This is a genomic window from Acinetobacter sp. HA (genome assembly GCF_000264725.1).
Taxonomy (GTDB): Bacteria; Pseudomonadota; Gammaproteobacteria; order Pseudomonadales; family Moraxellaceae; genus Acinetobacter; species Acinetobacter schindleri.
Window position 1 is genome coordinate 1 of record NZ_AJXD01000083.1, and the last position, 18,228, is coordinate 18,228.

Sequence of the window (18,228 nt, forward strand, 5' to 3'; positions counted from 1 at the left end):
ATTGATCGAAAGCTTGCGAGGAAGCTGAGATCAATTGATTTTTCCAGTCAATAATTTGGTTTTGATGAACATCAAATTCAGCACTCAATTCAGCAAGTGTTTTTTCTGCTTTAATCGCAGCAAGTGCTACCTTAGCTTTAAAATCATTTGAATGATTTCTTCTTGGTCTACGTGCCATAAAATACTCCATATATTGATGTTTATAACATCATTTGAGGAGCAGAATATCACTTATAGGAGTTGTTCAAATTTACGGATCCATCTCTCAAATTCATAATATTGATTACAATTCATATAGAATTTCACCTACTTTGTCACATGATTAGTTGATAATTTATTCATACAATTTTAAAAATGTAAAAGAATGCCTATAATTATGAAAAGTTATGTAATTCCAGTTTGCGCTTTATTGGTCGGGGTACTGGGATACTATGTGTATAAGCAAAGTGAAAACAGGCGCCAGCAGGAAATAAGCCGCATCATTACCGATGCCAAGATTTCTTTGCAGGCAATTGAGGGTAAGCATATTCGTCATTAAGACGATATCTGCTTGAGTAAGCTATTAACTGCATAAAATCAATGAACTTTTCAAATGACTGAACAGTTGAAACTTGAATAGAGAATTAAAGTTAAATTTTAGAAACAATAAAAAATCAATGTGTTATAATTCTGAAAACAAAATATTGGATCAGATTTGAGTTATTGTAACCAATTGATTCAATTCATTTATTAATGAGCTGCATAAGGTTATGCAGCTTTTTTGTTTAGTTTTTTTGTGCTTAGTGCATAGTTACTGTTTTGCTGTGCTTTAAGATTACTTGACCCGTCGAATAGCGATGCTGGCATATTCGTTGCTAACTCATCCGCAAAATCCTTTACCTAAGTAAGTAGAAGGATTTTATGGAATGCTCAGGCATAAAGTTTACTCAATAGGGGCTAGGTCATGACGACTCCTAATCCATCTTCCGAAAACATGCTGGAACGTCTGTTCAAACTGAGTGAAAACAAAACCAGTTTCCGTACAGAAGTTCTTGCAGGTGTAACGACATTCTTAACCATGTGTTACATCATTATTGTCAATCCAATGATTTTATCCGAAACAGGGATGGATCATGGGGCTGTCTTCGTTGCAACCTGTCTTGCAGCCGCAATTGGCTGTCTGGTGATGGGTCTTGTAGCAAACTATCCAATTGCGCTTGCACCTGGCATGGGCTTGAACGCTTTCTTTACCTATTCTGTATGTCTGGGAATGGGTGTGCCATGGCAAACTGCATTGGGCGCCGTTTTTGTGTCAGGTCTGGTATTTATTGCCATTAGTATGTTCAAAATACGTGAGGCAATCGTCAATGCTATTCCAATGTCCTTAAAACTGGCGATTGGTGGTGGTATTGGTTTGTTCCTTGCGCTTATCGCGCTGAAAAACGCAGGAATTATTGTCGATAACCCAGCAACTTTAGTTGGTCTAGGCGACCTTAAACAGCCATCGGTATTGCTTGCATTACTTGGTTTCTTAATGGTTGTGGTGATGCATCACTTTAAAGTTCGTGGTGCAATTATCATCAGTATTTTAGTACTGACGGGCATTTCGGCTGCCATGGGCCTGAGCGAATTTAAAGGTGTGGTCGGTGCTGTACCTTCAATTGCGCCAACCTTTATGCAAATGGACTTTGAAGGTTTGTTTACTGCAAGCTTGATCGGTGTCATCTTCGTATTCTTCTTGGTCGATTTATTCGACTCGACAGGTACTCTTGTTGGTGTTTCTCACCGCGCAGGTTTATTAAAAGATGGTAAATTACCTCGCTTGAAAAAAGCACTATTTGCTGACTCATCTGCAATTGTGGCAGGTGCAGCATTAGGTACGTCTTCAACTACACCATATATTGAGTCTTCAGCAGGTGTAGCTGCAGGTGGTCGTACAGGCTTAACCGCAGTGATTGTCGGTTTCTTGTTTATTGCCTGCTTATTCTTGGCACCACTTGCTCAATCTGTACCAAGCTTTGCAACAGCACCAGCCCTTTTGTTTGTGGGTGTGTTGATGATTCAAGGTATCGTGCATATTGATTGGGACGATATTACAGAAGCTGTTCCAGCATTCTTGACTATCGTATTCATGCCATTCACGTATTCAATTGCTGATGGTATAGCGATGGGTTTTATCAGCTATGCTTTGATTAAATTACTCACAGGTAAGGCTTCAACTGTACCGTATATGGTGTGGATTGTAGCTGTGCTTTGGGCATTGAAATTCGCGCTATTCGGTGGCTGATTTTTGTCAAATTCAGAAAGGGTGTAAACTCAGTTTGCGCCCTTTTTTATTTTTCTCAGGTTTAATCAGGAGTAGTGATGAACCGTCTTGAATTAATACAGGCGATGCCAAAAGCAGAGCTGCACGTGCATATTGAAGGTACTTTTGAACCTGAGTTAATGTTTGCAATTGCACAACGTAATGAGATTGCCATTCCTTACCAGTCGGTTGAGGAAGTCAGGCAGGCCTATAATTTCCATAATCTGCAATCCTTTTTAGATATTTATTATGCTGGTGCCAATGTTCTGATTTATGAACAGGATTTTTACGATCTGGCCTGGGCATATTTTGAAAAATGTGCCGAAGACAATGTTGTACATACCGAAATGTTCTTCGATCCACAAACCCATACCGATCGTGGAATTGCTTTCGAAACGGTACTGAATGGTCTGCAACGTGCGTGTGATGATGCCGCAGAAAAACTCGGTATTACTTCACATCTGATCATGTGTTTTTTGCGTCATCTCAGTGAAGCAGCAGCATTTGAAACTCTAGAACAGGCTTTGCCATATAAAGATCAAATTATTGGGGTGGGGCTGGATTCAAGTGAAGTTGGACATCCGCCCTCTAAATTTGAACATGTCTTTGCTAAAGCGCGTGAAGCAGGTTTCCTGATTGTGGCACATGCGGGTGAAGAAGGTCCGGCAGAATATGTCTGGGAAGCTTTAGATCTGTTGAAAGTGAACCGTATTGATCATGGTGTACGTTCTGAGGAAGATCCGGCATTGATGCAGCGTTTGATTGCAGAAAAAATGCCGCTGACAGTATGCCCACTGTCAAACTTAAAGCTTTGTGTGGTAGATGATATGCAGCAACATAATATTCGTCGCCTGTTACAGCAGGGCGTGCATGTCACTGTGAATTCGGATGATCCATCTTATTTTGGTGGTTATATGAATGACAATTTCATTGCTATTGCTGAAGCTTTGGATCTAAGCAATGATGAGTTAAAACAGTTAGCGATCAATTCTTTTGAAGCCTCATTTATCAGTGAAGCAGACAAGGCCAACTGGATTAGCAAGATCAAAGTATTGGTCTAAGTAAACTATATATAAGAGGTGGAGTTCGCTCCGCCTTTTTTCTGTTGAATGAGTAAATTCATGAAAAAATATATTATCGCGATATCTGTGGCTGTTTTGGCTTTCTGGACACATAGTCATGCCGATATAAGTCTGACTCAAAAAGCTTTAAAGCCAGTGATTGTCTATCAATGTGGGCAAGAACTCAAAGACTCCAAAGTCTGGAAAGTTTCGACCTATCTGATGCAGGACACTAATAAAGCCAAACTGGAACACAATGTCTGTGATTGTGTGGGTGAACATGCTTTAAAAGATGTGCCGGCATCAACTTTGCTTAAAGCAACAGTAAATGAAGAAGCGAAAAACCAGTTGGCACGTCAAGCTGTAGCGAATAGTCTGAAAGGCTGTGTACAGGAATTAGTGAAATAGGTCAGGGTTTTCAATGGGCGTCGTTTAATTGCACAACTGACTCCATGGGCTGAAATAGTGATTTATTCACGCTTTAATTTTCGGCAAAATAGTGCATCTTTAATTCACAACATAGGATTTACAGTGAAAAAATTAGCAGCTGTACTTGCACCCATGGCTTTTGTTTTAACTGCTTGTGTTACCACTGATGGTACAATAGGTACAACAGGTTCAACTGCTGCAACTACAGCGAACGGCTTGGCAATGGCTGCAGTCAAAGTAGGCGTGCAAGCAAAATGCGTCACTGAAATCAACAATAATACCTACTGGAAAACAGCATCTAAGTTGATGACTGAAACTCAGCAGACTGAATTACAAAACGAAGTATGTTCATGTGTAGCTGAGAAAGCGACTACTAGCGTAACAGCAGCTGACCTGGTTATTGCTGCAATGGACAAAACTTCTCAAGCAACCTTGGTAACTAAAGTGGTAAGTAGCACATTGAATGCCTGTGTTGTAGAAACTTTGAAAAACTAAGCAAGATTTGCTTAAATGAGCGGCCACTTTGGCCGCTTTTATATTTGGGCTGAATAATTGAAGGAAATATGATGCGAATTGCAGGTGTAGATGAGGCAGGGCGTGGTCCATTGGTGGGTTCAGTGGTGGCGGCTGCAGTTATTCTTGATCCGAATAATCCGATTGAAGGCCTGAATGACTCGAAAAAACTCACTGAAAAGAAACGTGAGAAGTTATTTATTGAAATTCAGGAAAAAGCATTGGCTTGGGCAATTGCCGAAGCATCTGCAGCAGAAATTGATGAACATAATATTTTGCAGGCTTCATTGCTGGCGATGCGTCGTGCGATAGAAGCACTTGATATTCAACCAGATCATGTACTGGTTGATGGCAACAAGATTCCTCGAGGTTTGGCGATGAGTTGTGATGCTGTCATTGGTGGGGATGCACTGCATGCCGAGATTTCAGCAGCAAGTATTCTGGCTAAGGTAACTCGTGATCATCAGATGGTTGAAATGGATCATAAATTCCCACACTTTGGTTTTGCCAAGCACAAAGGTTATCCAACCAAAGCACATTTTGAAGCAATTGCCTTGCATGGGGTAATTGAAGAGCATCGACGCAGTTTTGGTCCTGTGCGTAAAGCCATTGCAGCTATGCAAGAACAGAGTGAACTGGAGCTATAAGACATTTATAGAATATTTTATAAATACATAGAATGTCTAAGTGAAGTGCGGTAAAAAGTGTAGAAAAAAATAAAAGCGGCCTAGAGCCGCTTTATTATTTTTCGCAGAAATTAACGATTAAAGTTATTCTGAGAAGAGGTATCATCTTCAAATGAAGGCTGATAGTCCTGGTCAATATGTTGAAGATGCTCATGCATTGCACGTTCATGCTGAATACGCTGGTAAATTTCTTCACGGTGGACAGAAACTTCCTTTGGCGCATTCACCCCAATACGTACCTGGTTGCCCTTTACGCCAAGCACAGTCACGCTGACTTGGTCTCCAATCATCAAAGTTTCTCCGACACGGCGAGTCAGAATCAGCATGTTTATCTCCTTGCAAAACGCTAAACGTGCATTCAATTTAGAATGTATGTTGAAACACAACTTGAAATCACAAGAGAAAATCGAACAGATCACCACGCACCATCTTGGTTGGGATTATCATCTATTTAAATTTTCTATAAATCCTCGCCCTTAATATAACAGAGCCACTATAAAAAAAACTATAGTGGCTCTGATTTTTTATGAAGTTTTGCAAAATAATGTCAGACAACGACAATAAATTACAAATCAATCATTAAGCACGTGCGCTTGATTCGCCAGACTCACGATCTAGACCAAATGCAGTGTGAAGTGAACGTACCGCAAGTTCTAGGTAGTTTTCTTCAATGATCACTGAAATTTTAATTTCAGAAGTCGAGATCATCAGAATGTTAATGCCTTCGTCTGCAAGAGCAGTAAACATTTTGCTTGCTACGCCTGCATGTGAACGCATACCTACACCCACGATTGACACTTTTACGATGTCATCACGAGTCGCTACTTCACGTGCACCAATCGCTTGCGCTGTTTCTTCAAGGATTTTTTTCGCTTTTGCAAGCTCGCCACGGTTGACTGTGAACGTGAAGTCGGTGGTGCCATCTTCTTCAACGTTTTGGATGATCATATCGACTTCGATATTGGCATCACCAATTGGTTTTAAAATTTTAGAGGCAATACCTGGTTCGTCTGGAACACCCAGAATAGTCAGTTTAGCTTCGTCACGGTTAAACGCGATACCAGAGATAATTGGCTGTTCCATGTTGTCTTCCAATTCAGTAGTGATAAGGGTTCCGACGTTGTTTTTGAAGTCTTCATCAAACGCGCCATCGTTGTCGTTGTCGAAGCTTGAAAGTACACGTAATGGCACTTGGTATTTACCTGCAAACTCAACTGAACGAATCTGAAGGACTTTAGAACCAAGGGATGCCATTTCCAGCATTTCTTCAAACGAAATACGGTCAACTTTTTTCGCTTTTGGTGCAACACGCGGATCAGTTGTATAAACACCATCTACATCTGTGTAAATTTGGCATTCATCAGCTTTTAATGCAGCGGCAAGTGCAACACCAGAAGTATCTGAACCACCACGACCTAGAGTCGTTGTGTTGCCATTGGCATCAAAGCCTTGGAAACCTGCCACGACAATGACACGGCCAGCATCTAGGTTTTCAGTCAAAACATCGGTATCAATCGCTTCAATACGAGCCTTGGTGAAAGCGCTGTCGGTTTTAATCCCAACCTGGCGACCAGTCAAAGATTTAGCTTCAACACCGATCGAGTTCAATGCCATTGCTAACATCGAAATCGTTACCTGTTCACCGGTAGAAACCATTTGGTCAAGTTCGCGCGGGTCAGGGGTTTCGGTAATGGCTTTCGCTAAAGCAAGTAAGCGGTTGGTTTCACCACTCATAGCTGATACAACAACAACCACCTTGTGGCCGTGGTCATGCCAGCGCTTCACACGACGAGCAACATTTAAAATGCGCTCGGGAGTACCCATTGAGGTACCGCCATATTTTTGAACGATTAATGCCATAGTTGTTCCATTCAAACCATGACCCTGATGTTCCAATCAGGGTCAGTTACACAAAATGAAGTTTTTATTTTGCTTCAAGCCAAGCTGCTAGATCAGCCATCACTGTTGCAAACTTCTCGTTAAGTGGCGCGCCACCTTGTGCCAAGTCAGGTTTACCACCACCTTTACCACCAAGCTCAGTTGCCAAGTGTTTGATGATGTCACCCGCTTTAATAGAAGCAGTAAAATCTTTCGCCACAGATGCGATCAAGCTCACCTTGTCACCCTCTACACCTGCAAGAACAATCACTGCATTTTCTAATTTAGATTTCACACCATCGTGCAAGTTACGAAGTGCTTTTGCATCCATGCCTTGAACGGTTGTGATGAGTGTTTGACGACCTGCAATCGTTTGAACTTGGCTTAACAGTTCACCCGCTTGTAGGCTTGCCAATTTTTGATTCAGTTGTTCGATTTGTTTTTGCAAGCTTGATGCTGTGTCAACAATCGCTTCAACTTTCTCTAAAGTTTGGTCTTTTTGTGCTTTCAATAAGCCATTAATCGTGTTGATATCACGATCCACTTTTTGAGTAACTTCAATTGCTTTAGTGCCTGTCACCGCTTCAATACGACGCACACCTGCTGCAACACCACCTTCAGAGGTGATCTTGAACAGGCCGATGTCACCTGTACGTTTTACGTGAATACCACCACACAGTTCGATTGAGAAGTTTTTCTCTTCAATCACTGAACCCATAGACAGTACGCGAACTTCGTCACCGTATTTTTCACCAAACAACATCATCGCACCTTTTGCTTTCGCAGATTCGATATCAAGCAGTTCAGTGGTTACAGGGGTGTTGGCAATCACTTCAGCATTTACAAGACGTTCAATTTCTTGTAGCTGTTCAAATGTCACAGGTTGGTCGTTGGCAAAGTCGAAACGTAATACGTCAGATGCAACCAAAGAACCTTTTTGTTGTACGTGTTCACCAAGAATTTGACGCAGTGCAGCATGCAGAAGATGCGTTGCAGAGTGGTTACGTGCAGTCGCTGCACGGATGTCTGCTTTTACAGTTGCTTCTACGTTTTGAGTAACTTTGAGGTTACCCATGGTTACGATACCTTGGTGAACGAATGCACCACCAGATTTCTTGGTGTCTTGAACTTCGAAAATACCGGTATCGTTTTTGAAGATCCCTGTATCACCGATTTGACCACCGCTTTCTGCATAGAAAGGCGTTTGATTCAGTACGATCAGTGCTTCGTCGCCTTCAACCACTTCATCGACTTGCTCGCCATCTTTATAGATTGCGATGATTTGACCTTCGCCTGCAGTTGCATCGTAACCTTCAAACTGAGTTTCGCCTTCAACTTTAACCACGCTGTTATAGTCGATGGCAAATTTGCCTGCATCACGCGCACGTTGACGTTGTGCCGCCATTTCAGTTTCAAAACCAGCTTCATCGATCGTCAAATCACGTTCACGCGCGATGTCAGCTGTAAGGTCTGTTGGGAAGCCGTAAGTGTCGTAAAGTTTGAACACCACTTCACCTGGAATCACAGAACCTTTTAAGTTTGCAAGTTCGCCTTCAAGCAATTTCAAACCTTGCTCAAGTGTTTTTGCAAATTGCTCTTCTTCTTTCAGAAGTTGCGCTTCGATACGTGCTTGGTTCGCTGCAAGTTCAGGATACGCAGCACCCATCACTTCAATCAAAGGCTTCAACATTTTGTGGAAGAATGAACCTGTCGCACCCAATTTGTTACCGTGACGCACTGCACGGCGGATGATACGACGTAGCACATAACCACGACCTTCGTTCGATGGGTTTACGCCATCAGCGATGAGGAATGAACATGAACGTGCATGGTCAGCCACCACTTTAAGTGACGCAGGGTATTCAACCGGTTTGCCTTCAGCTTGTGCTTTTGCTTCAAGTTCAGCCGTATCTAAACCAATGATTTCAGCAGCTGCTTTTAACAAGTGCTGGAATAGGTCGATTTCGTAGTTTGAGTTCACATGTTGTAGAACTGCAGAAATACGCTCTAAGCCCATGCCTGTATCCACAGAAGGCGCTGGAAGAGGGTGGAGTACGCCATCTGCAGTACGGTTGAACTGCATGAATACGTTGTTCCAGATCTCAATGAAACGGTCGCCATCTTCTTCAGGTGTGCCCGGTAAACCGCCCCAGATGTGATCGCCATGGTCATAGAAAATTTCAGAACATGGACCACATGGACCTGTATCGCCCATTGCCCAGAAGTTATCTGATGCGTATTGACCGCCTTTGTTATCGCCAATACGGATAATGCGAGATGCATCTAGGCCAATTTCTTTGTTCCAGATCTCAAATGCTTCGTCGTCTGTATGGTAAACAGTGGCATAAAGTTTATCTTTTGGCAGACCTAGCCATTGCTCAGATGTTAAGAAATCCCAAGCAAATTTGATTGCATCACGTTTAAAGTAGTCACCAAACGAGAAGTTACCCAACATTTCAAAGAATGTGTGGTGACGCGCTGTGTAGCCAACGTTATCTAAGTCGTTGTGTTTACCGCCTGCGCGTACGCATTTTTGTGAAGATGTCGCACGGACATAATCGCGCTTTTCCAGACCTAAGAAGCAGTCTTTAAACTGGTTCATACCGGCGTTGGTAAACAATAATGTTGGGTCGTTGGCAGGAACCAGAGAACTCGACGCGACACGTGTATGCCCTTGCGATTCAAAGTAGCTTAAAAAAGCTTCGCGAATTTCAGCTGATGTCATAAAACGAGTACTCACAACCAAGTCACTCCATAATTTCTGATTGGGCAAAAGCAGTGCAGTCTGACAAGAAGGTTGGTTCTTTGCTGCAATGCGGGGCTTAAATTTTTAAAAACGCCAAATTATAACGGAAAATGCCTGTTCGACCAATGATTTTCATATTTATAGATCATAAAACTCTAAGGAATGAATATTGGTAAATTCTGCAAAATGACCTGTAAAATCAAAAGCTATTGTCAGAACAGCAATTTATTTAAAATCTGTCAGGATTAAAGAGAATATTCACGATTATAAAACATAAATTATTCGGTGAAATATTGGACATACTGTGTAAATTTTAAAGGATTTGGCTGAATAGTTATCAGTCAGCTGCATAATTCTATTAATATAGGGCACTCAAAGTTTTATGCTGCTTAAGGGAATGTCGATGCAACGTATCGCAATTAATGGTTTTGGGCGAATCGGACGCAATGTGTTACGTGCATGGTTTGAAAATCCGAAAGATTTTAATTTTGACATCTTTGCCATTAATGACATTGCCGATGTGGAAACTTTACTGCATCTGTTCAAATACGACACCACTCATGGCCGCTTTCCAGGGCAGGTCGACCTCAGCTATGAACAGGAACGTGTTTATCTGCATGTGTCTTATCAGGATGCCAGTTTAAAAGTCGAAGTCCTGCGTCAAGCCAGCCCAGCTCAGATGCCATGGCAGGAGCTGAATGTTGATGTGGTACTGGAATGTACCGGTCTGTTCCGTTCCCGTGAAGCAGCGACCCAGCATATTACTGCCGGTGCCAAACGTGTGATCATTGGTGCAGCGCCGTTTGACAGTGTAGATGCTGCGATTGTTTATGGCGTGAACCATCGTGATGTGAAAAACAGTGACCAGATCATTTCCAGCGTATCTTGTACCACGCAGGCATTAGTGCCGCTGGTTAAAATCATAGATGATGCTTTCGGTATTGATACCGCGCTAATGACTGAAATTCATGCGGTCACTGCGGATCAATCAGTCCTAGACCATGCACATCGCGACTTACGTCGTGCTCGAGCTTCAGGGCAAAATATTATTCCGACGACTTCTTCGGCTTTAGGTGCCTTAAAACGCGTAATGCCGAAAATGGAAAACCGGATTGATGGTTACTCGATTCGTGTACCGACCATTAATGTGGCAGCCATTGATTTAACTTTTGTGACTCAAGCCAATATTACCGATCATCAGCTGAATGACGTCCTAATCAAAGCAGCAGCTCACGACTATACTGAAATCATGTCGATCACGGATGAACCTTTAGTCTCTTCCGATTTTAATCATTCACCGTATTCATTGATTGTGGATATGACCCAGACCCTAGTCGTAGGCAAGCAGGCCAAAGTATTTGCCTGGTATGACAATGAATGGGGTTATGCCAACCGGTTACTAGATTTATGTCATTCCTTTAATGCATAAAGCGCTCTAATCTATGGCTTAAGTAAATTTTATTCTTAAGTATATTGATGTATAAAGAAAATTAATCTACTTTGCCAGTCGATATCTGGTGCTGGCATTCCGATAAAATCGTTACAATATCGCCTGTTTTTTTGATTATGATAAAACTCAGGCGACCAACTAGAAGAGCAAAAGCAATGTTATTAATGTGGGGCTTTATTACACTCCTGACACTGGCGGTGATTTTCCTGATCTGGCTGCAGTTCAATCAGGTTGAAACTGGTCCTGAATTGGAGGGTGTTGCGGTCGAGCAAAAGGTCGCAAATCTGGAAGATAATCTAAAAAAGACCTTAGAGATTATGCAGGATCTGGCGAAGAAAATGCATGTACAGCAAGAAGTACTGGACCAGACCACGAACAAACTAAAACAGGTCGAATTACAGAATGCCGAGCTGGTGCATCTGCTGGCAAAAGTAGTTGAACCAAAACAATAATCTTCGAAAATGGTTTTCTGATTAAGCAGTCTAAAAGAGCAGGCTGCACAAAACTCCTGCCGAAATTACACTCATTATAATGGTAGGCAGCATGCTGAAACCTGATGTATTACATATAGATGTAGGCTAAATTTAATCTAATAACGAACTGTATTTTTATAAGAAGTGCAGGGTACTGTCCTATTAACTTCAAATTTGCCTGAATAGTGCTGTTTTCTTAGGTATTCAAATCCGTGCAGTTTGTATTTATGCGGGATTTTTTTAAACATTTAAAAATTAATTTTTCTGAAGTATTTGCTGGTTATTTTGGAAAGTATAGAGTTCAAGATAAAACCTTAAAGTTTTTTTTAAGGAATAAATTTTTTAAAATCATGTTGATAGTTTAGCTTTTGATATCTTTTTAATCGACTTGGCCCAAGTCTTCACCGCTGGATTTTCATTATCAATGTTAGTCATTTGATCAGTCAGAGAAAATTATAAAAATTGCGATGCACAGCCTAAATGATCGTGCTAGACTAGGAGAAATCGGGTGTGCTCCCGATTTTTTTATGCGGATTTGTTCCGCGCTGACAAGAATTTAGGTTTACAACATGCCCATTTCAGAGACATGGTTATTACCTGATGGTGTAGCTGATGTATTACCAGAACAAGCGCAAGTCATTGAGCATTTGCGTCGTAAATCACTGGATTTCCTCGCATCTCGAGGTTATCAGTTGGTGTACACGCCATTCATTGAATACATTGAATCTTTATCTTCTCTCTCAGAATCGAATCAGGATTTAGACTTAGCCACTTTTAAAGTGATCGACCAGCTTTCTGGTCGTTTGCTTGGTGTGCGTGCCGATATGACACCACAAGTGGCTCGTATCGATGCGCATGTACATCCAGTGGAAGGTGTAGCTCGTTACTGCTACGCAGGTACGGTTTTACATACCAAACCCCAGGGTTTTAACACCACGCGTGCACCGCTGCAGTTGGGTGCAGAATTATTCGGTTCAGACAGTATTGATGCCGATGTAGAAATGATTGACCTGATGGTGAGTCTGATTCAGGAATCTGGTCTGGCAGATGGTATTCACCTTGACTTGGGTCATGTCGGTCTGTTCCGTAGTCTTGTAGCTCAAGCGGGCTTAAGTAAGGCAGCTGAACGTCAATTGTCTGACCTATATCAGCGTAAAGCATTGCCAGAACTGCAAGAGTTTACTGCAACCCTGAACCAAGGCCATGATTTCTACGTATTGGGTCGCTATGCAAGTGATTTGAATGCATTACAAACACAATTGAGTACTGAAGTACTGGCAAATCCAGACTTTAAACAGGCACTGGATGCATTGATCAACACTCAACAGGAAATCCAGGCACGCTGGCCGAATCTGGAAATTGGTGTCGATGTGGTTGAATTGCGTTCTTACCATTACCACACTGGCCTGATGTATGCCGTGTATGCACCAAACCGTGCTGCACCACTGGCACAAGGTGGCCGTTATGACGGTATTGGTCAACACTTTGGTCGTGCCCGTCCTGCAACCGGTTTCTCTTGTGACTTGTATAGCTTAAGTGCAGGCAAATTTGAAACTGCACAGATTATTGTTGCACCTAAAGGCAATGATGCTGCTTTGCTTGATGCGATTCAGGCAACACGTGCACAAGGCTTAAGTGTAATTCAGTTATTAGGTAATGATGGTTTAAACTCGGTGCCGTATGCAACTCACCAGCTGGTGAATGTTGACGGTGAGTGGACAGTCAAAACAATTTAATGGTCAGGCTCAGTATTCATGTCGCTGGGCCAGGCTTTTCAACTTTAACAGCATGATGTAATGAGGCTATTATGGGCAAGAATGTTGTGGTACTTGGTACCCAATGGGGCGACGAAGGTAAAGGTAAAATCGTCGACCTGCTCACAGATCAAGCGGCAGCAGTTGTACGTTATCAAGGCGGTCACAACGCAGGCCATACTCTTGTAGTTGGTGGTAAAAAGACAGTTCTTCACCTCATTCCATCAGGTATTTTACGTGAAAACGTACTGTGCTTAATTGGTAACGGTGTGGTTCTTTCACCTGAAGCGCTCATCAAAGAGATGGATATTCTTGAAAAAGAAGGCGTGCCAGTTAAAGAACGTTTACGTATTTCGCCAAACTGTCCTTTGATTCTTCCAAACCATATTGCGCTTGATCAAGCACGTGAAATCAAACGTGGTAATGCAAAAATTGGTACGACTGGTCGTGGTATTGGCCCAGCTTACGAAGATAAAGTGGCTCGTCGTGCAATTCGTGTTGCTGATCTGGTACGTGGTGGTGAACATCTTAAAGCGCAGTTAACTGAGCTTCTTGAATACCATAACTTCCAGTTAACTCAATTCTACGGCGTAGAAGCAGTTAAGCTTGAAGAAGTACTTGCACTTTGCGACCAATGGCGTGAAGTGGTTGCGCCGCTTGTTATCGACGTAACAGGTGAGTTGCATAAATACCGTAAAAACGGTGACAACATCATGTTTGAAGGTGCGCAAGGTTCACTTCTTGACGTTGACCACGGTACATATCCGTACGTGACTTCTTCAAATACGACTGCGGGCGGCGTAAGCTCAGGTTCAGGTCTTGGTCCATTACACCTCGATTATGTATTGGGTATTACCAAAGCATACACAACACGTGTAGGTGCTGGTCCATTCCCAACTGAACTTGTGTACGATGCTGCAAATGATGTTGGCGATGCAATCGGCAAACACTTAGGTACTGTAGGTTCAGAATTTGGTGCGTCTACTGGTCGTCAACGTCGTTGTGGCTGGTTCGATGCTGAAATCCTGCGCCGTTCAGTAGAAGTAAACTCACTTTCTGGTATTTGCCTGACTAAACTTGACGTTCTTGACGGTTTAGAAGAAGTAAAAATCTGTGTAGGTTACGAAGCTGCTGATTCTGGCTGTGTAGGTTCTTCTGATGCACTTGCATTCGAAACTTTAAAACCGATCTACGAAACGATGCCAGGCTGGTCTGAGTCTACTTTCGGTGCCAAATCATTAGATCAATTGCCACAAGCTGCAATTAATTATGTGAAACGTCTTGAGCAATTGATTGAATGTCCAATCGACATCATTTCAACTGGTCCAGACCGTGAAGAAACAATTGTTCTTCGTCATCCGTTTGATGCTTAATCCTTTAAGCTGAAATGAGAAAAACCCTGTGAATTTCACAGGGTTTTTTTATAACGTATCGAGTAAGGAATACGGGCGCACGACTAAAGTTGCATCACAGAGTGATGTGTAATGCTGCTGTGCTTGTTAGAATAAATATTAAAGAAATTATAAGAGCTTGCAGGATGCAAAAAAATATCTCGGCAACCATGTTCTATTCGTTGCTGTTTGCCATGGGCGGGGCGCCCACCATTGCCATGCTGATTATTCGTGCTCAAACCAGTAATCCTGAAATTATCTATAATGCGCTGGTGGGCTTAAGTGTCATTATTGCCTGCATATTGGTGCCAATGATCCTGATCCAGAACGCTATCCTGTTTGCCAAGCGCAAAAGTGAAAGTCTGGAGTTGAAGATCCAACCTTTGAGCCAGTTTTATCTGGTTTTAAATGTACTTTGTCTAATTTATTGGCTTGGCATACAATTCATCACCTGAAATATTACATAAATGCTAAAAAGATGAAGTAATTACACGTTTCAGCTATAGCGATGTTTCAATTATAATTTTTAACAAGTATTGTGCCTTGAAACTGGGGTGGAGAATCTATAATGAAAAATAATTTTTTGTTCAGCATGTGTGCGGCCACAGTCGTCACTTTATCAGGTTGTACCACTGTCGCTGATATAGCGGGCGCGGATACATCAACCTTAAACGCTGTAGCGACACAAGGCTTTAACAAGACCGTTCAGGAAGCACGTGCTGCCAATACACTGGATACGTCTTCTGCTACCTATAAGCGTATCAACACCGTATTTAACAAATTGCGTCCTTATGCAGACCAACTAAACCAGACAGGCACCCGATTTGACTGGCAGCTGGCTGTACTGAAGAGCGATCAGGTCAATGCTTATGTTGCACCAGGCGGTAAGGTAGTGTTCTATACAGGTATCGTCAATAAATTGAACTTAACTGATGCTGAAATTGCAGCAATTATGGGTCATGAAATGGTGCATGCGCTAGAAGAGCATTCTAAACAGAAGATTGGTGCTCAGGCACTGACTGACTTGGCTTTGGGCATTGGCCTGAGTGCGGCAGGTGTGGGTCAGGGTGGTGCAGCAGCTGCACAACTAGGCAGCCAGATTGGTATTGGTCTGCCATACTCACGTAATCTGGAAAGCCGTGCTGACCAAGGTGGCTTAATGTTGATGGCTCGTGCAGGTTATAACCCGAATGCTGCAATTACCCTGTGGGAAAAAATGAGTAAGCAAACCAGTAGTGGTGTCGCGTTCTTATCGACTCACCCATCAAGCAGCCAGCGTATTGCCGCAATGCGTCAAAATCTGCCAGCCGCAATGCAGATTTATAACCAACGTAAATAATTATTGCTTGAATCATAAAAAAAGCAGGGTAGAGGCTCTGCTTTTTTTATGCCTGAATAAAATATATAGGCAACAAAAAAAGGCAAAGTTTTCACTTTGCCTTTTGCACTTCAGATCAATCGATCTTAGTGGTGGTGACCGCCTGCACCGTGTACGTGACCATGGTCAAGTTCTTCTTGAGAAGCTTCACGGATTTCCACGATTTCAACGTCGAAAGTCAGGTCTTGGCCAGCAAGTGGGAAGTTCGCATCAACAACAATGTTTTCGCCTTCAACTGCTTTAACAGTTACGATTTGAACGCCGTCATCAGTTTGCGCCTGGAATTGCATACCAGGTTGGATGTTGTCCACACCCTGGAACATTTTCGCAGGAACTTCTTGTACTAGCTCTGGGTTGTATTCGCCATAGCCTTCAGCTGCTGGAACAGTTACAGTGAATTTGTCGCCTACAGTTTTACCAAGTAGTGCATTTTCAAGGCCAGGAATGATGTTGCCTGCACCATGCAAATATGCAAGTGGTTCACCTTGAGATTTATCGAGAGTTTCACCCTCTGCGTTAGTCAATGTGTAGTGGAAAGAAACCACGAGGTCATTTGCAACTGCAGTCATGATATTGATCCAATCAAATTTTTTAAGAGATACATCATAAAGTGAAATTGAGTTTTTGTAGACTAAAATTAGCAAAAAAAATGCAATTTCCCTATATAAATGCTGATTTTTTCATTGATGGGGGCGCATCTGTAAATTTCAATGCAATTTTATCTTCGGCGAGATTTTTCTTGTAACGAAGTCTTTTACCGTCATTACCCCAGCCTGAGTATAGCCCAAGATCGTGGCCTGATGCAGCCGGTATAATGAAACATACATCGACTTGGCGACAAAGCCCTGTACATTGACCTGACCGAGTAATTCACCTACGGCTTTATTTTCACTTAAGGACACCAGAGAACCTTTATCCGAGAAGACAAACATCGGTAACTGTGTCTGACCATTCGCACGTAATCGTAAAGAATTGACAAGGAAACTGGCCTGCTGGCTGGCAACCTGTGCACGTGGTCCCAAGACGGGTTCATCAGCTCTAGGCTTGCAATGTGCACAATCTCCAAAGGCAAAAATATTCGGATCTGCGGTCGTCTGCAATGTCGCATAAACTTTAAGGCGATGAATATTGTCTCTTTCCAGTCCCTCAAGTTGCGTGAGTACCTCAGGCGCCTTGATTCCGGCTGCCCAGACTTTTACTTCTGCTTCCAAACTTGAACCATCTGCAAAATAAATATGCTCTTCATCGACTTTAGCCACACGATGTTGAGTTAGTACTTCAATACCTAGCTGTTTCAGCTGCTTCATCGTGTGCTCAGCAACTTTGGGAGACAGGGCAGGAAGAATACGATCTGCAGCTTCAATCAGGGTAATTTTGACCTTATTCGGATCGATCTTGTTTAGACCATATTTATGAAAATTATTCTTGGCAGAAACCAGTTCTGCTGCCAGTTCAACGCCTGTAGCACCTGCACCAATAATGGCAATTTTCAGTTCACGGCTATCTGCTTCATTCTGGGCATTTAAGTAAAGATGCAGCAGGTCTTGCTGGAAAATATCCGCCTGTTCGCGACTGTCGAGGAAATGACAGAACTGTTTGACACCTTTGGTATTAAAGTCATTTGAAGTGGAGCCTAAAGCAAGCACCAAGGTGTCATAGTCAATATTTCTATTCTTGGTAGGTTGGACTTTTTTAGAAAAGTATTCGGTTTCAACCAAAATCTGTTTGGTTTCACGGTCAATATTTTTAAACGTGCCCAGAACAAATTCATAATGATTTGCTGCGGCATGGGCAAAATAATTGGTTTCTTCTTCATGCGGATTGAGTGTTCCCGCTGCAATTTCGTGAAGAAGAGGTTTCCAGATATGGGTCAGCTTCTGGTCGATCAGGGTAATCTGGGCCTTACCATTTCTGCCTAAGCTTTGTCCTAACTGGGTAGCCAGTTCCAGACCACCTGCACCACCACCTACAATCACAATTTTATGGGCTGTCATACCTTATTAACCTATTTATTTTTTTAATGAAATAGAAAGAAAACATACTATGACAGGCTTAAAATAAGGTCTTGATAAGAATTGTTATACAGCTTACAAATTGTAGCAATTCAAGGATATAAATTAATAATGTCTTTTATGGAGGTTGTTATTGGTAAAATTAAAAATAAATGTAGGCAATAAAAAAGGAC

Annotated in this window: 17 protein-coding genes and 1 pseudogene; 12 read left to right on the forward strand and 6 right to left on the reverse strand. The window is 42.2% G+C overall.

The window, feature by feature from the left end; translation table 11 throughout:
* Positions 1 to 178: pseudogene (locus HADU_RS11580) on the reverse strand (IS3 family transposase); the annotation flags it as partial.
* A 198-nt stretch (positions 179 to 376) separates the two neighbouring features.
* Here HADU_RS11580 and HADU_RS15565 point away from each other — a divergent pair.
* From HADU_RS15565 to rnhB, 6 genes are all read left to right on the forward strand, one after another.
* Positions 377 to 538: a hypothetical protein gene (locus HADU_RS15565; RefSeq protein ID WP_155756525.1), complete on the forward strand. Its 162-nt coding sequence runs from the start codon at positions 377 to 379 to the stop codon at positions 536 to 538.
* 405 nt (positions 539 to 943) lie between these two features.
* Positions 944 to 2,266 carry an NCS2 family permease gene (locus HADU_RS11585; protein WP_004892544.1) on the forward strand — a complete coding sequence of 441 codons (1,323 nt, stop codon included), beginning with the start codon at positions 944 to 946 and terminating at the stop codon, positions 2,264 to 2,266.
* A gap of 77 nt (positions 2,267 to 2,343) precedes the next feature.
* On the forward strand, positions 2,344 to 3,345 hold the full coding sequence (locus tag HADU_RS11590; protein ID WP_008306689.1) for an adenosine deaminase: 1,002 nt from the start codon (positions 2,344 to 2,346) through the stop codon (positions 3,343 to 3,345).
* 60 nt (positions 3,346 to 3,405) lie between these two features.
* On the forward strand, positions 3,406 to 3,753 hold the full coding sequence (locus HADU_RS11595; protein ID WP_008306691.1) for a hypothetical protein: 348 nt from the start codon (positions 3,406 to 3,408) through the stop codon (positions 3,751 to 3,753).
* Positions 3,754 to 3,906: 153 nt separating this feature from the next.
* On the forward strand, positions 3,907 to 4,269 hold the full coding sequence (locus HADU_RS11600) for a hypothetical protein (protein ID WP_390882837.1): 363 nt from the start codon (positions 3,907 to 3,909) through the stop codon (positions 4,267 to 4,269).
* Between the two features lie 71 nt (positions 4,270 to 4,340).
* Complete coding sequence (rnhB, locus tag HADU_RS11605) at positions 4,341 to 4,934, forward strand: ribonuclease HII (RefSeq protein WP_004892558.1); 594 nt, start codon at positions 4,341 to 4,343, stop codon at positions 4,932 to 4,934.
* 110 nt (positions 4,935 to 5,044) lie between these two features.
* On the opposite strand, the gene csrA is transcribed toward rnhB, so the two are convergent.
* The 3 genes from csrA to alaS form a co-directional block, all read right to left on the reverse strand.
* Complete coding sequence (csrA, locus tag HADU_RS11610) at positions 5,045 to 5,299, reverse strand: carbon storage regulator CsrA (RefSeq protein ID WP_004892562.1); 255 nt, start codon at positions 5,297 to 5,299, stop codon at positions 5,045 to 5,047.
* Positions 5,300 to 5,552: 253 nt separating this feature from the next.
* Complete coding sequence (locus tag HADU_RS11615; protein ID WP_004892566.1) at positions 5,553 to 6,833, reverse strand: aspartate kinase; 1,281 nt, start codon at positions 6,831 to 6,833, stop codon at positions 5,553 to 5,555.
* 64 nt (positions 6,834 to 6,897) lie between these two features.
* The gene (gene alaS, locus HADU_RS11620) at positions 6,898 to 9,591 is read right to left on the reverse strand and encodes an alanine--tRNA ligase (RefSeq protein WP_171056675.1); all 2,694 of its coding nucleotides are present in this window, start codon (positions 9,589 to 9,591) and stop codon (positions 6,898 to 6,900) included.
* Between the two features lie 409 nt (positions 9,592 to 10,000).
* Between alaS and HADU_RS11625 the strand changes: the two genes are divergently transcribed.
* From HADU_RS11625 to HADU_RS11650, 6 genes are all read left to right on the forward strand, one after another.
* Complete coding sequence (locus HADU_RS11625) at positions 10,001 to 11,026, forward strand: type I glyceraldehyde-3-phosphate dehydrogenase (RefSeq protein ID WP_005222660.1); 1,026 nt, start codon at positions 10,001 to 10,003, stop codon at positions 11,024 to 11,026.
* Positions 11,027 to 11,202: 176 nt separating this feature from the next.
* Positions 11,203 to 11,499, forward strand: coding sequence for a hypothetical protein (locus HADU_RS11630; protein WP_005222659.1), 297 nt, complete (start codon positions 11,203 to 11,205; stop codon positions 11,497 to 11,499).
* 590 nt (positions 11,500 to 12,089) lie between these two features.
* Positions 12,090 to 13,256 (forward strand): ATP phosphoribosyltransferase regulatory subunit, encoded by a 1,167-nt coding sequence (locus tag HADU_RS11635; RefSeq protein ID WP_004892575.1) that lies wholly within the window; start codon positions 12,090 to 12,092, stop codon positions 13,254 to 13,256.
* A 71-nt stretch (positions 13,257 to 13,327) separates the two neighbouring features.
* On the forward strand, positions 13,328 to 14,647 hold the full coding sequence (locus tag HADU_RS11640; protein ID WP_004892578.1) for an adenylosuccinate synthase: 1,320 nt from the start codon (positions 13,328 to 13,330) through the stop codon (positions 14,645 to 14,647).
* 164 nt (positions 14,648 to 14,811) lie between these two features.
* The gene (locus tag HADU_RS11645; RefSeq protein ID WP_004815415.1) at positions 14,812 to 15,120 is read left to right on the forward strand and encodes a hypothetical protein; all 309 of its coding nucleotides are present in this window, start codon (positions 14,812 to 14,814) and stop codon (positions 15,118 to 15,120) included.
* 113 nt (positions 15,121 to 15,233) lie between these two features.
* Positions 15,234 to 16,004: a M48 family metallopeptidase gene (locus HADU_RS11650; RefSeq protein WP_008306696.1), complete on the forward strand. Its 771-nt coding sequence runs from the start codon at positions 15,234 to 15,236 to the stop codon at positions 16,002 to 16,004.
* 125 nt (positions 16,005 to 16,129) lie between these two features.
* Here the strand turns inward: HADU_RS11650 and slyD are convergent, their stop codons facing one another.
* Both slyD and HADU_RS11660 read right to left on the reverse strand, forming a co-directional pair.
* A complete protein-coding gene (slyD, locus tag HADU_RS11655; protein WP_004815419.1) occupies positions 16,130 to 16,612 on the reverse strand; it encodes a peptidylprolyl isomerase in 483 nt (160 codons plus the stop codon).
* A gap of 138 nt (positions 16,613 to 16,750) precedes the next feature.
* On the reverse strand, positions 16,751 to 18,037 hold the full coding sequence (locus HADU_RS11660) for an NAD(P)/FAD-dependent oxidoreductase (RefSeq protein ID WP_004815420.1): 1,287 nt from the start codon (positions 18,035 to 18,037) through the stop codon (positions 16,751 to 16,753).
* Positions 18,038 to 18,228: the final 191 nt, after the last annotated feature.